Below are 14876 nucleotides of genomic sequence, written 5' to 3'. Positions count from 1 at the left end.
TTCACCCCTCCCCGCGCAACGGCTTTGCCAGGAACCAGCCCTGGCCCACGGTTTCATTGCCACCCATTTGCAGATAGCGGCGTTTCCCGACCATCTCGTGAAGTCCATCCACCGCCGATTTGGCATCTGAACCAGGCTTGTTCACACGCGGGACAAGCATCGTGTAAAACAGGCTGTCGGGCGGCAATGTCTCCTCATACCACAGGTTCTTGGAGGTTTTACGGTCGGGGTCCAGGTTGTTGCGGGCCTGAACATTCAAGGCGTAGCGGGCGAACCACGCGAAATCATCATCACCGACCACGGCAATCTGCCCGGCCAGCCGGGCGCGGGCCCCCTCATCATCGATCAGGGTGCCGATGGCCGCTACCAGCTCGGCAGAAACCGCGCCTGCGACCTCAAAGCTGCGTTCTTCCAGGAACAGCTTTTCCCCCGTTGCCCCGCGCGTCAGCACAGGCGGGGTATCCTTGCCCAACGGCAATGCGGGCACCGAAAGCCCCTCGGTGGGCAACCCAGCCCGTTGCAAATCACGGCGCAGCCGTTCGATCAGATGCGGACATGTGAGCCAGCGATAGGCCCCAGTCAGACTGCGCACCGGCAGCAGCAGCAGGCGACCGTCAGACACCAGGATGTTACCGGCATTTTCCGGTTTGCCGAACCAGTCGTCGACTTTCTTTTGGTGCTTCTTCTTTACTTCTTCGGCTTCTTTGTCATCTTCCGGTTCTTTGTCCTTCTGCAACTGCTGGCGGACATAATCGCGCAAGGCCCCCTTGACCGAACTGCCGGGGATCACGGGATAGGATGTGGTTTTTTCCCGCTGTACGGGCAGATCGACCGTACCGTCATCCTGGCCGCTGCCGGGATGGATGGGGGTTTCGGCCAACAGGCCCAGCACCAATGCCGACATTTACAGCCTCATTCACCAGAAAATTGAAACGTACCCAGGGCGTAATGCCCGAACCCATGCGCGTTATCCGCCGCATCACCCAGGAACGACGGCAATTTTTCTCGCACGTCCGGCGGCATGCGCAGGAACCAGCAACTGCCCGCCGGCAGAAATGCCCGCAATGGCACCGGCCCCCGATTTGGGCCGGGCCGACTATCCCAACCGCCAATGGGCAGAACATCACCCAAACAGGCCGACAGGATTTCGGCCTTGCCGTCGAACAGTGGGCCGGGCTTCAGCCATTCTGTGTCCACCCGTGCCGGTGACAACAGGGTGATGCTGACCAGTTGATTGCCTTCACTATCGTGGTTGATTTTTCCCAGTTCTGGAACCTTTGGAGCCTCTCCAGCCGGTTCCAGATGGGCAAAGCGATGCTCCCCACCCAAGGGCACGATGGAAGCAGGCTTTTTCCAGCGATCAGGCAGGTCGGAAACCGCGATCCCCAGACCAACATTGTCGCGCAAGCGCACATGCGTGGGGGCATATAGCCGCCCCCGCACCGCCGTGCGGCTTTCCGCCGACATTTCCAGGCCGATGCGCGGTTCCTTCTCCCACAACTGCGAAGAATGAACGACGTGGGTTTTGGCGAAATCATCGCCAAGCTGCTCGCCCGCCAGAACCTTGGCCAAACCATCTGCCGTCAGCCACCAATCGTGGGCGGGCCGCGCATCCTTTGCATTCTCCCAGCCCTTGGGCGGCAGCATTGGATGCAGTAGCCCAAGGTCGGTTAAGGCCGGTGTGCGGTGCGGGCTGAGAGTTGCGAATGCCAAACCGTTGCTGGCTTTACGCACCAACAGATTACGGGGAGCCGGGTACAGCGGTTGCCATTTTTCCCCCACCTGTCGCATCAATAGGAGTGCCCCGAACCGCACTGTCCCCTTTGACAGGTCCTGACCATCCCCCAGAATGTCCTTTGGCCACCCCTCACTCCCCTCCCAGCCATTGCCCATGGCGAGGGCCACTCGCAGGGCACCGGTCAGGGTGGTGGGGTGTGGGGGGAACAGGCTGGCCGCTGCCGCCAGACCATCATCGGCCTGTTCATAAGGGCGGCCATCGCGGAAAAACAGGCTGTCCTGCGGCTGCACCACATAAAAACCGTTGGCCATCATGGCTTCATCCCCGGCAATCCGTACCACCCGCCATTATCGGCCAGGAATTTGGCAATCAGCGCCGCATCCAACCGGAAGGCCCCATCTTTCGTTCGGCACAGGGCGGCCAACTGTTCCATCTCGGCCCTGGCCCGCTCCCGATCCGCCTTATCCTTGCCCCGCATCCGTTCCGCCAGCAGTAGGGAAATCAGGTCATCCCCCCCCAGCCGCCCATCTGTCCCATCACGGAACAGGTCGGCTAACCGGCTTTGCAGATTATGGATCAGGGAGGAGGAGCGCTCATCATCCTGCGCAAAGGCCACCGTCAGGTCGGTCAGCATGGGCACAACGGGATTACAGTCGCGGCACCATTTCGTCACGAACCGCGCCGCTTCCCCCGAACTTTTCAACAGGGCCAGCGCCAAGCTGTTGCGGCCATGATTGGCCTTGGCCTCGACCTCCAGCAATTCCTTGGACAGGTCCAGCACCGTGCCCAGGGGCGTGGTGTAATGGGCGAAGACCATACCGGCGGACAGAGTTGGTTCTTGGCAGTCCTGGCTGCGCATATGTTTCACAAAAACCCGGCGCAGCTCTTCCGCTGCCAGCAACGCCCGATGCAGGGGCAGCAGGGCCAGCACATCATCGCCACCGACATAAATGGGCAGGCCATAATGCTGTGACAGGATATCGCCCGCATCGGCGGTGAACAGGGTCAGCGCTGCGCTAACCTGCTTACCCCTGCCCGCTTGCAGCTCTTTCCCGATATTGTCGCCATCCATCCGCAGCAGGGCATAGAAGGGAGAGGCCTTGACCATCTTGCGCTGACGCCGCCCGCCATCCGGGGCCGTAGCCTTCTGAAGTTTGGCCAGTTCTTCTTGCAAAGCTTTGACAGCCTCACGCTCCTGCTCCGGTATTGGCCTGCTACCAGCCGGATCACGATCCCGATTGGCCTGTATTTCGGCCCTACGGCGGGCAATGCCGTCCTCGAAAAACAAGGTACCGTCCAGGTCAAGAAACTCGTCAATATCTTGAGGGCGCAAATTACGTTGGCGATTGTCGCTTTCCGATTTGATCAGCAGCCTGACGATCTCTTGCCCGTCCGCTTTATTGTATTCTTCCTGCAAGTCCAGGTCAGGAATAGGAAACTCGCTTCGTGCCGAGATAGGACCTTTGGCCATCTCCTTCACAAAATGCAGATAGTCATCCAAAGCCGCCTTCCCGCCCGGCAGATGCTCCTTGCTTTTCAACAGCCAGGGCCGGGCCGCCATGTGGGCGGTGGACGGATATTTGCGCAGCCACTTGCGAGCGGTTCCTTCATTTATCCGCTCACCCTCAACAGGTATCCAGCCAATGATGTCTTGTAAGGTTTTCAACGGCAACAGCGGAAACAGGCGTTTGACCAGGGCGATGGCGCACAAACGCTCGCTGCGGCCGAGTTCCAGCGAGCCGTTTGCTTGGTCCTTTTTGTAGATTACATGGCTGATGCTGGCCCGCACATCATCCCAGAAAGCATCCTGTTCCTTGCCGCCACCCTTCGCCCGCACATACCCGGACAATTCCTGATAATCGCCCATGATGCTGCAATGGTCGCCGCCTTCATCCGCCCGGCCAGCCTTTGGAAACCGCCAGCTTCCCCGCCCGGCAAACACAGCACCGTCACCCACTGACCAGCTAACCTGCCAGAAATGATTGATCTGCCGATCCCAGATAACGCGGGTATTCTCTCCACTACCAACGCCTTCTAGAAACGTCTTCCAGACAGCATCCGCCAGTGCTTTCCACGCCTTGGCCACGGTATCTGATACGTCATTGCCAACCTGCCCACCATCCCGGCCCTGGACGTCGACACTGAAATGGTTGGGCAGGGTGGCGACGGTCGGGCCCGCCGCCAGTGACCCGTCGGCGGTCTTATCGGTCAGGGCGGCCCACATCGCGTCCCCCGCCAACGAGGGCGATTCAATTTTCTCCTCATCGCCCGCAGCCGCCACCACCATAGCCTTACCGGACAACCAGGACAGCAGAAACGACCCCGCCCACAGGTCGCGCGTGCGCCGGGCCTGACGGATAAAGGTCTGAACCGGGCCGATTTTAACGTGAAGAATGGTGGCGTCCGTCATGACCAGACCTTGGTTTTGTTCGGGAAATAGGGCGCGCGGTTACGGCTGTCGGGTTGTTTGAATCCATCCAGCAGCCGATGCAAGACACCCCAATCGGCACTGTATCGGCGGGTATCCTTGCGGGCATTCTGTTTCACCGCAACATCCCCCTGCCCCTCCTTTTCCCCCGGCAGGAACCGGGCGGGCAGCAACAACGCCACCCCGATAGCCCAATCACTGGCCAACCGATGCGCATGCAGGAACAAGGGGCTGGCGCGGCGGTCACTGCGGTCCGCCGGTGGGGAGATGCCAAAATTCTGACCATAATTCTGCGGAAGACCAAAAACCGCGCGTTCGGGCACAAAGTTGCGATAGGTGTTGCCAAACGGGTCCTTTGACCAATCATGGTCTTTCTGGAAATTCTTCTCGCTGTCTCGGTTATTCACCTTGCCCTTATGTCCCCAGGCCCGATAACGCTGCATGCCCTGGCCCAACTCATCCAGGGCGGCAATGGCCTCAACCGCATCCGTCACCAGCACTTCAACCCTGCTATCGCGGCCAAGGGCGGTGAAGGGGGGCAAAGGGTCTGTCGCGGCGGACGACGCCTTCAGCAGCTTCTGAACCTCACTGACATAGGTCTCCACCGTGTCGGGCCGGGTGAAGGTTGCGCCATAGCCCTCCAGCGCGTGCAGAGCGATACTGCCCCAGCCGCGCCGCGCCCGGCTGCCCAATCCACCAACCAGCCCGAACAGGCGCAGCGCGCGGTCGAACAGGTCCCTCGCCAGCGCGAAATCGTCTTTATTGTATAACGGTTGTTCTTCCCGCTTTTGGCCTTGCCTTGGTGGATCAAGATCACCCGGCATGGTCAACCGAAACTGCACCTTGAAACCCTGGTCGGGTAGAATGCAGGGACGGGTCAGGATACCCGCCGTTGGCCCAAACGCCCCCATCAACCCATAGCCCAGGTAACGCGCACCGGGGCCCACAACCCGTTCCCCGCGCGCACCGGGCAATACCTGTTCTTTCTTCAATATTTTTAACGGCGTCCGCCGGGGCTCCACCCGGATGGAAAGGGCGGCCTGTCGGCTGGTGCGGCGGCTGCCGGCATGGCCGAACAGCAAGGTTTCGAGGCGGCGCAGTTTAGCCAGCCGTTCCACCTGTCCCTCCACCTTGGCAATCTCCGGATCGGCCCAGGCCAGGAAGCGCCACCAGAACCGCAGAGCCCCGCGCAGGCTGGACGCCCGGATCGCTCCCTCATCCTGCCGCGCCCCGCCCATAAAAAGCGGGGTGACAATGGCGAAGGTCGCGGTCCAGCAGACAGGATTTGCCATATTCTATTGTTCCAAAATCGAGAAGAAAATTGGCAGCAAACAATCTATATATGAATCACCTTGTCAGTTGCATCAAATTTATGCACAACTGCAGGCATTGGTTCTGCTGCCCCCCGGCACCGATGAAGGGTACCCTATTCCAACTCATCCCCGTTAAGGATGATCTTGAAAAGGCAGCCTATTTTCAATCCGCTTCAACGCGGAAAGTTATGATTCTATCATATAGGACAAATAACAAATGACATGGATAAAACATGAGCGGGCATACAAAATCAACAGGCCGCGGCAAACAGTTCATACTGCTCGTTCTCGCCCTGATGCTACCAGTATCAGCGGGCTGGGTAGCCGACTCATTGCTTGATTTGATCAAGTTAACGTCCCCATGGTGGGACAGCCATACCGGTTGGTCCGAACTCGTAACGCTGGCCCTTGGTGCATTTGCTGGCTCCGTATTGTTCATTTGTACAGCCATGTGCCTGTACAAGGAACGAAAAGAGTTCCTGACTGTCCACGCCCGCATTTTACCGGAGGCAGAACCGCAAGGACGCTCGGTTCTGATTATGGGCCTGTCGCCTAAAGGTAATAAGCCATCGGTAGCAGCGGTAGACAATGCCATGCCTGTATTGCCGATTGAGATCATCGCCCTGGATAAAGCCGGGCTGGCGACTCATCTGAAAAATGCCAAAGCTGCAACGGATAGCACTTGTTCAGGTCTCACGCTTCCGCTCTCTGTCCTGATCGAGAAATCGCATGGGTGGCAACAAAACTTCCGTGCGGTTTGGAGACATATCAAGACCGGTGATCGCATATGGCCATTGAAAGCCATTTTGGTTGTGACATCTAATGAATCTCAGAATGATTTTGAAGAATTCAAAATTTTATTGACTGAAAGATTGAAAGATGCGGTAAGGCGCGGAGAGTTTGTTGGAAAATTACCTCATATTGAAAACATATGCCAGACCAGCATTGACTTTGAAGAATACAATGATGTTGTCGATGCACTGAACAATGCGGTTGATATCGCTGTTAAGCGTTACCAGATCACGCATAATCAAATCTGCATTGATGCAACCGCTGGCTTGAAGATTTTCAGCATAGCTGCCGCCATGGTGACGCTGAACCGCAAGCTGATCTTCAGCTATGTCAACAATGATGGCCGCCCCCGCTACTATGACGCAAAGATCGACATGGGCACGTTGGGCGAAGGCTGATCGGTACCTGCTGGCAGTGAATGGCCGAATTACACACGCATAAGAATTGCGTTGTCAGCCAAACACATGGCAATAGCTGTAGGCGCAGGGTGGTGGATGGGGGTGCCGGGCATGGCGGATCGTTTTGAACAAATCTTCCGCACGCTGACCGGCCACGCCCCGCTGCGCTGGCAAACCCGGCTGCATACGCGGTTCATGACGGGCGACCTGCCGCCGGCCCTGGATCTGCCGACGGGTTTGGGCAAAACATCGGTGATGGCCGTCTGGCTGGCAGCGCGGATCATGGGGGCCAAGCTGCCCAACCGGCTGGTTTACGTGGTCGACCGGCGCACCGTGGTGGATCAGGCGACGGAGGAGGCAGAGAAACTGGCCCGCAACGCCGCCGGCCTGCTGGCGGGGGACACGCTCGCCATTTCCACCCTGCGCGGCCAGCATGTGGATAATCGCCGTTGGATGGAAGACCCGGCGGCGCCTGCCATCATTGTCGGCACCGTGGATATGATCGGGTCACGGCTGCTGTTCCAGGGCTATGGCGTTTCCACCGGCCTGCGCCCGTTTCAGGCGGGGCTGCTGGGGGCTGATACGCTGCTGGTGCTGGACGAGGCGCATTTATGCCCGCCCTTCCAGGCGCTGCTGGCCAGTGCCGCGGGTGATGCGGCTTTGCGGCCCCCGGTGCCGCTGGTGCCGCCTTTCCACCTGATGGCGCTTTCGGCCACCGGGGAAAATACAGCGAATGCCTTTGCCCTGGCAGATGAAGACAAAAGGGATGATTTTGTCAGCACCCGTCTGGCGGCGGCCAAGTCGCTGAGCTTCCTTGCCACGGATGGCAAGCTGGATGAACAATTGGCGCGGTCAGCGCAGGCTTTGGCGGAAACCCATGGCGGGCGCATCGCCATTTTCTGCACCAGCCGGGAGGTGGCGCAGAAGGTTGCGGCCCGGCTGGACGATAAAAAGGCCAAACGGCCCGAGGGGGCCGTCGTGCTGCTGGCCGGCGCGCGGCGGGTGAAGGAACGCGAGGATGCCCGCCGGGGACTGGTCGCCGCCGGGTTCCTGACCCCCGGTATGGATGATGCGGATACACCCATCCTGCCCGGCCCGACCTTCCAGGTTGCCACCGCCGCCGGGGAGGTGGGGATTGATCTGGATGCCGACCATGCGGTGATGGATTTGGTGGCGGCAGAACGCATGATCCAGCGCCTGGGCCGCGTTAACCGCAAGGGCGGCGGGGACCGCATTGCCCATATCCAGGTCATCGACGCCGCAGCGGACAAGGAACAGGCGGACGCCGCCGCCCGGCGCGATACCTGCCGCCACTTGCTGGAAAGCCTGCCCCCCTTGGCCGATGGCGGTGTGGATGCCAGCCCCCGCGCGTTGCGGGCCTTACGGGACAACCCGTTGCTGAAGGCATCCAGCACGCCCGCCCCGCTATACCCCGCGCTGGACCGCCCAACGCTGGACGCCTGGGCCATGACCAGCCTGCGCACCCATCCGGGCCGCCCCGACATTGCCCCCTGGCTGCGCGGCTGGGTGCAGGAAGATGACCCCGACGTGACGCTGGTTTGGCGGCGCTGGCCCTGGGAGGGGGAAAGGCACCGGTTGCCGGACGATAAGGCGCTGGAAACCTTCTTCGACAAGGCCCGCCCCCGGCTGGTGGAGCAATTGGAGGCCCCGCGCTCGCTGGCGACGAAGGTGCTGGCCGACCGGGCGAAGAAGGTTGATTGGAACGGCAATACCATCGTGGTGCTGGCCCTGGGGGATGGCATCGCCAAGCTGCGGCTGGACGATCTGCGCGACAAAAAGAAGCGCGATCCTTTCTTTGACAATGCCCCCGCCGGCACCCTGTTCATCATCCATCACGCGATGGGCGGGCTGGATGCGCAGGGCCTGCTGTCCAGCGATGCGGACCATCCCGCCCCCTGCCTGGATGATGGCTGGGAAGAGGCGGACCAGAGGGTCGCCGGCTTGCGCATTGTGGAGAGGGTAACCGGCGAGCCTGATCCGCCCACCGACGCGCCCGGCTGGCGGCTGGTGGAACGCATTGCCCTGACCGCCCCGGACCAACCCGACACGGAGCGGTTTCTGGCCATCGAAACATGGCGCGACGGGGATCAGGAAAGCGGCGGCGACCCCGCCATCCGTCGGCGGACGCAAGAACTGCCCGACCATCTGGTTTGGGCCAGGAAGGAGGCTGATGAACTGGCGGAAAGGCTAGGCCTTCCCCCGCCCTATCGCGCCATGCTGGCCGCTGCTGCCGCTGTTCATGACCAAGGCAAGGCGCGACCCCTGTGGCAGCGGGCCATGGGGGTGCCGCGTGGTGCCCCGCCGCTGGCCAAAACAACCGGTCGCGGCGCCAACCCAGCCCTGTTGAAGATCAATGGCGAAACCTATCGTCATGAATTTGGCAGCCTGCTGGATCTGGAGCGTGATGCCGGGCCACTGGCTGACCTGCCCGATGATCTGCGCGAGCTGGCGCTGCATCTGGTGGCCTCCCATCATGGTTATGCCCGCCCCTGGATCGCCCCGGTTGATCCAGACCCGCGCACGTCGCTGCAAAGCCATCGGGACCGTGCGGCACAGGCAGCCCTGCGCTTTGCCCGGCTGCAGGCGCACTGGGGGCCGTGGGGGTTGGCCTGGTGGGAGGCGCTGTTGCGCGCCGCCGATCAGCGCGTGTCGCGCCGGCTGGATAAGGAGGGGGCGTGATGGCCACATCATCCATTCCCGTCGATCTGCGCAACCCCGGACAGGTCTTCGCCTGTCTGGGCCTGATGGAGGCGGCAGAAATCCTGATCGGCCCGGCGAGCGGCGGCTTTGTCTGGCAGGGCCAGGAAACGCACGTGCGTTTCACCCTGACCGCCCCCGGCGGGGATGACCCGGTGCTGACCGTGCTGCAGTTTCTGGCTCAGGCAGAGGCGGTGGCTTTGGCACCGGCGGGGTCTGATTTGGCCGCCAAGGAACCGGGGGTGCGCACGCAAACCGCGCTGCCGCCCGGCACCTACCCCTGCCCCTTGCCGGAAACACCCAGCGCCCTGCCCGCCCTGCTGACCGGGCCGGGGGGTGATATCCCCCTATCATCCTGGGCCGATGGCAGCCATATCGGGCGCGATAATATGAAGTTCTGGGCCGGGGCGGGCGGTTATTCCGGCGCGGCCTTGACCCGTGACGCGCTGGATCTGGTCCGTCCGCTGGGCGGCGACGGACTGCCCGTAATAGCCGCCGACCCGTTTGCCTTTGCCCGCCCGCAAAGCAGCAGTTTCCGCTTTGACTGGCGGCGGGATTATATCCCGCTGGATGTGGGTTTCTCCCCCAATGACCATGGGGATGTGCGCATGGTGGGTTATCCGCTGGTGGAACTGCTGGCCGCCATCGGGTTGCAACATGCCCGCCCCCTGCGCCTGAACAAACTGCTGTATCGTTACGGGGCCTGGGGGGCACCGCTGCCCACCCTGTTTGCCCGCGCCATGCTGGGCCTAAGCAATCCCGGCTTTCCCATCCGCACATTCACCATGAAACTGGGTTGGCCCGGCCAGGAAGGTCAGGCCCGCTGCATCACGGACGCCCTGGAGGATACAAAGCCATGACCGATCTCTTGTCCCTGACCGACGATATCATCCATGGCTGGGCCGATGATCCGCGTGGCCCCGTGGCGCTGGCCCTGAAGCAGCGGCTGATCCCGGTGGAGGGGGAGGGCGCGGTGTTCTTCCCCCCCACCTATGCCGATACCAAGGATGGTTATGCCATCGACACCCTGTCCGACGGCACCAAGATCGTGCAGGTGGACAGCGTCGGTGCCCAGGCCAACCGGATGGAACCCCTGTTCAAGCGCGCCAAGCCCGACCAGCCGGAGAACCCGCTGGCAACCTTGGTGCCGCAGGTGGATGTGACCTATGGCAATGAGAAAACCCTCTCCATTCTGGAGGCCGGGCACCGGCTGGGCGACGCGCTGATCCGGTCGACGGAATTGAAGGAGGAGGCGCAGGCCGCCTTCCTGACCTATCTGGATAATGGCGACGCCCACCCCATCGCCAAGCTGGCCCCGACCTCGCTGGTGTTCGGCGTGTGGGACAGCCGCGATACCCAGGCCAAGCTGCCGCGCATCGTGCAATCGGCCATCCGCGCCCATGATATCGACGTGCTGCACCGGTCGGCGCAGTTCAATCCGGCCCTGGATTATGCGGCCCTGGGTGTCTTTGATGATGAAGACAAGGCCAAGGCCGAACGCGACGCCAAAAGCCCGCTTGCCCAACGCGGCTTTGTGCATGTACCCGCCGTCAACGCCCCCGGTGGGGTGATTGCACGCGGCGGCATCTGGCGTACCGTCACCATCAATCTGGTGGCCCTGCGGCAATTGGGCGGTGAAAATGCCGTGGCCCTGCGCCGGTACATCCTTGGCCTGTCGCTGGTGGCGGCGACCGAACCGCAGGATGGTTTCCTGCGCCAGGGCTGTCTGCTGACCCCGGATTTTGACGCGCCCGCCCTCTGGCATGTGGTTGCCCGCAATGGTCAACGTCAGGCCCTGGCGCTGGATGATGCCCGCGCGCTGGATTATGCCACCAAGGCGGCAAAGGCGTTCGGCGTCGGCGCGGATCGCCGGGTCAGCTTCACCAAGGAACGGGCCAAGGCGGATGTGAAGCCGGAAGAAACCAAGAAAAAGGCCAAGTAAGGCCCACGCCCGCCAAAGAAAGCTCGCCCATGCCAACCCGCGCCCTGTTGATCGAAGTGACGCTGCTGGATGCCCGCTATCATGGCGTGGGCGACTGGCCACCGGCACCCTGGCGGCTGTTTCAGGCGCTGGTGGCCGGGGCCTATGGCGGCCAATGGGCGGCGGAGGAGGCTGCGGACAAAGATACGGCCTTCACTTGGATGGAGAGGCTGTCGCCGCCCCACATCGCCACCCCATCCGGGCATCTGGGGTCGGAGGTGCTGCATTATGTGCCCAATAATGGCCTGGATGCCAAAGGCGGCGACCCGGCCCGCGTGGCGGAAATGCGGGTGCCGAAACGGGTGCGCCCCCGCCTGCTGGACAGCCAGACCCTGCTCTACGCCTGGCCCTTCGACCAGGGGGAGGAACAGGCCGCCCGCATCGCCGCCCTGGCCAGCCGCCTGCACACGCTGGGGCGCGGCATCGACCCGGCCTTTGCCAAGGCGGAAGTGCTGGATTGGGAGGCGGCAGCGGAACGGTTGCGCCAGCATGGCGGGGCCATCGCCCGGCCCATGGCGGGCGGGGGCGGGGCGAATGACCCCGGTTGCCCCACCCAAGGCTCCCTGGCCAGCCTGAAGGCACGGTTTGAGGCCGCCCGCCGCCAGTACCAGCCCGGCAAGGAGGGGCGGACCCTGACGCTGAATTTCGCCCGCCCGCCCAAGCCGCTGTTCCGCCCCGTCGCCTATGACCGCCCGCCCGCCCGCCTGCTGTGTGAATTGCGCCGCAGCGACGGTCGGTTTGCCGCCCAGCCGATGCACAAGGCGGTGGACCTGACCACGCGCATCCGTGATCGCGCCGCCGCCTTGCTGAAAACACGCCTGCCGGACCGGGCCGACATGATCGACCTTGTGCTGGTGGGGCTGGATGCCGGCCCGGCCGACAAGGATCGGCGCGTGCGCCTGATCCCCCTGCCCTCCATCGGTATGGCCCATACTGATGCCGCCATCCGCCGCCTGCTGGTGGAGGTGCCGCCCGATTGCCCCCTGCCGCGGGATGAGGTGTTGGCCGTGTTCAGCGGGCTGGACATGGCGATGGACCCGGAAACCGGGGAGATTGTGGCAGAGGGCGAGGATTTGACCCTGGTGCCCACAGGCACGGCGGATGGGATGGCCGGGCATTATGGCCTGCTGCCCCCGGACCGGGGCGGCGACGGCCACCATAAAGACCAGCGTGACTGGATCAGCATCACGCCCCTTTCCCTGCCCGCCCCCCGCCGCCGGATGGATGCCGGTCGCCTGCGCCACCCGGACGAAGCCGTGCGGCTGGCAGAGGCCAAGAACGGCACTGAACGGCTGGCAGAGGAGGCGCAGGCCCGTTCTGCCGTCCTGGATGCCTGCCGCCATGCCGGCATCGACCCGCGCCTGGTGCTGGCCATTCGGGTACAGCGCGAACCCTTCCTGGCCAAGGGGGAAGCGGCGGAGCGTTTCGCCAACCCGCCGCGTTTTTCCCGCCACAGCCTGTGGCATGTGGCGCTGACCTTCGCCAAGCCTATGTCCGGCCCCCTGCTTCTGGGCAATGGCCGCTGGCTGGGGTTGGGCCTGATGGCACCGTCCCCCGCCGTCACGCCAAGTGCAGACGCCGATGCCGTTTCCTACACCCTGTCCCCCGATTGTCGCCCGCCCGTGGCACAGCGCGCCGCCGCAACCCAGGCGGTGCGCGCCGCATTGATGAGCCTGGCGCGCGACGGGCGCGGCGGCGTGCCCACCCTGTTTTCCGGGCATGAGGACGGGCCGGAGGCCGCCCGGTCGGGCGCACACCGCCATATCTATATCGCCCTGTTGGATACCGATGGCGACGGGCTGCTGGATCAGGTGCAGGTCATCGCCCCCTGGCGGGTGGATCGCACGGTGACGGATATGACGGGCGCGGAGCGGCAAAGCTTCACCCGCGTTACCGGGCAACTGGCCCTGGTCCGCGCCGGTGCGGTGGGCCTGTTATCCCTTTCCTCAGCCCAGCCTTTGCCGCTGGCGACGGGCACAGTCTGGACCAGCCAGACCCGCTATCGCCCCACCCGCCATCCGGGGCGGGACACAGACCCGGCCTTGTTCATCGCCGCCGATATCCAGGCCGAACTGTCCCGCCGGGGCCTGCCGGCACCGGTGGATATCCAGGTCACGGATATCCTGTCCGGTCCCCGCGACGGCCTGTCCGCCCGCCTGACCCTGCGCTTTGCCAAACCGGTGACAGGCCCGATCCTGCTGGGCCGCGATGCGCATCGCGGCGGCGGGATGATGGGGCTGGGGTGATAATGCTGTTTGGCAACTTCCGGCCAAGGTCATTACGCATGGGCCGAACTGCGACATTCCTGTTCATGTTGCGGTAGGGCATGATCTCATTGAAGCGCTCGCAGTTGCCAAACGGGCAAGCGATCTGCTGTTAGCCCTGCCCTACCGCAACGCCCCCCTACCGATCTGGGCGCTATGGATATGTCCTCTACCAACGAAAAATTAGGCATTTCCAGCCCCGATGTCGGACAGCCGAAGTTGCAGAAGGGTACCTACCCCGCCCTTGACCTTGGTGATCTGCCCGCGGAGATCATCAACAGAACGCTGGGCACAGAGTTGGAACCGGGACCAGTCCACATGTCGGGCCTCGCCCACCGGCACGCGGCGGAGAAACACCCGGACGATTACCCAATCTGCCGCCAGCACATTGCCGAGGTGATCCGCGACCCGACATTCATCGGACAGGCCCCAAATCATCGAGAGAACATTGAACTGCTCCGGCGACTGCGGGAACCACCCGGTTCGGCCGTCCTTGTCGCCGTCAGCTTGGAACTGGATGAGAGCGGACGGTATCGTGTCCGATCCTGCTATCTTGTCACCGAGGATGAGATCGGGCGAAAGCGACAAAAGGGCCATATCCATTTGGCGCAAAAATAGAAAACGCCCCATTTGGGGGGCGTTTTCTGGTCCGAGCCCGGATGCCACTCCGGAATCCCTTTCACCGCAAAGCGGTTACTCTCCCTGTTGCCAGGGGTGTGGGGCGGCCGTTCCCACCTCAGCGGACATCTTTTATATAAGGCCGGCTCAGCCATTAGGCAACAGCAGACCGACATGCCCACAAACAAGGGCAATGGCAGCGACAATAGCGGACAGGGGAAAGTAACTTTCGGTGCTTTCCAGCCGTTTCCCGACGCCTGATTACGCCCCCTCCCGCTTTTGCTTGTTCCAGGCGGTGTTGATGCGGGGCCGCAAGCGGCGATGAAGCGCGGGCCTCGACACATCACTTCCTGCCCTTGCCACCGCATGGCGGGCGGAAAATGCCTGCGGCGTTAGATACTGGACAAGTGGGCGCTGCTGTTGGATGCTCCCCACCAGACAGCCCCTTTGCCGTTCTTTTTGCGAGCAGCTCAGTACCCCCCGAAAACCCGGGACCCGCTCGCAAGCCATTAAGCGGTTGAAATTGACCGGTTCTTTGACATTGTTCATCATGGAAAGAACGCTTTGGCAGCGTTCTCAGCCCCCATTCAAAGACCCGCTCGCAATCAGCCCGGATTCCGGTTATG

The 14876-nt window shown here is 62.6% G+C and carries 10 protein-coding genes; 5 read left to right on the top strand and 5 right to left on the bottom strand.

The window, feature by feature from the left end; translation table 11 throughout:
* Window position 1: 1 nt before the first annotated feature.
* The 4 genes from cmr4 to cmr1 are packed head-to-tail and all read right to left on the bottom strand — an operon-like array spanning window position 2 to window position 5458.
* Entirely contained in the window at window positions 2-904 is a 903-nt protein-coding gene (gene cmr4, locus G473_RS0123515; RefSeq protein WP_029015117.1) for a type III-B CRISPR module RAMP protein Cmr4, read from the bottom strand.
* Between the two features lie 8 nt (window positions 905-912).
* Window positions 913-2049 (bottom strand): type III-B CRISPR module-associated Cmr3 family protein, encoded by a 1137-nt coding sequence (locus G473_RS0123510; protein WP_035709232.1) that lies wholly within the window; start codon window positions 2047-2049, stop codon window positions 913-915.
* Window positions 2049-4148, bottom strand: a complete 2100-nt coding sequence (cas10, locus tag G473_RS0123505; RefSeq protein WP_029015115.1) for a type III-B CRISPR-associated protein Cas10/Cmr2 — start codon at window positions 4146-4148, stop codon at window positions 2049-2051. The genes G473_RS0123510 and cas10 overlap by 1 nt, the downstream gene beginning before the upstream one ends.
* Window positions 4145-5458, bottom strand: a complete 1314-nt coding sequence (gene cmr1, locus G473_RS0123500) for a type III-B CRISPR module RAMP protein Cmr1 (RefSeq protein WP_029015114.1) — start codon at window positions 5456-5458, stop codon at window positions 4145-4147. Before cmr1 ends, cas10 begins: the two co-directional genes overlap by 4 nt.
* Before the next feature lie 254 nt (window positions 5459-5712).
* Here cmr1 and G473_RS30550 point away from each other — a divergent pair, with 254 nt between their 5' ends.
* The 5 genes from G473_RS30550 (at window position 5713) to csb2 (ending at window position 13614) form a co-directional block, all read left to right on the top strand.
* The gene (locus tag G473_RS30550) at window positions 5713-6669 is read left to right on the top strand and encodes a hypothetical protein (RefSeq protein ID WP_154667556.1); all 957 of its coding nucleotides are present in this window, start codon (window positions 5713-5715) and stop codon (window positions 6667-6669) included.
* A 111-nt stretch (window positions 6670-6780) separates the two neighbouring features.
* Entirely contained in the window at window positions 6781-9369 is a 2589-nt protein-coding gene (gene cas3g / locus G473_RS0123490) for a type I-G CRISPR-associated helicase/endonuclease Cas3g (protein ID WP_161631033.1), read from the top strand.
* A complete protein-coding gene (gene cas8g2 / locus G473_RS0123485; protein ID WP_035709229.1) occupies window positions 9369-10247 on the top strand; it encodes a type I-G CRISPR-associated protein Cas8g2 in 879 nt (292 codons plus the stop codon). Before cas3g ends, cas8g2 begins: the two co-directional genes overlap by 1 nt.
* Entirely contained in the window at window positions 10244-11329 is a 1086-nt protein-coding gene (gene cas7g, locus G473_RS0123480) for a type I-G CRISPR-associated RAMP protein Csb1/Cas7g (RefSeq protein ID WP_029015110.1), read from the top strand. Before cas8g2 ends, cas7g begins: the two co-directional genes overlap by 4 nt.
* Before the next feature lie 29 nt (window positions 11330-11358).
* Window positions 11359-13614: a type I-G CRISPR-associated protein Csb2 gene (csb2, locus tag G473_RS29665; RefSeq protein ID WP_051330656.1), complete on the top strand. Its 2256-nt coding sequence runs from the start codon at window positions 11359-11361 to the stop codon at window positions 13612-13614.
* Window positions 13615-13815: 201 nt separating this feature from the next.
* Here the strand turns inward: csb2 and G473_RS0123470 are convergent, their stop codons facing one another.
* A complete protein-coding gene (locus tag G473_RS0123470; RefSeq protein WP_154667555.1) occupies window positions 13816-14298 on the bottom strand; it encodes a hypothetical protein in 483 nt (160 codons plus the stop codon).
* Window positions 14299-14876: the final 578 nt, after the last annotated feature.

Origin of the sequence: Niveispirillum irakense DSM 11586 (genome assembly GCF_000429645.1) — a bacterium.
Classification (GTDB): domain Bacteria; phylum Pseudomonadota; class Alphaproteobacteria; order Azospirillales; family Azospirillaceae; genus Niveispirillum; species Niveispirillum irakense.
This window is presented reverse-complemented; position numbering and strand designations above follow the sequence as displayed.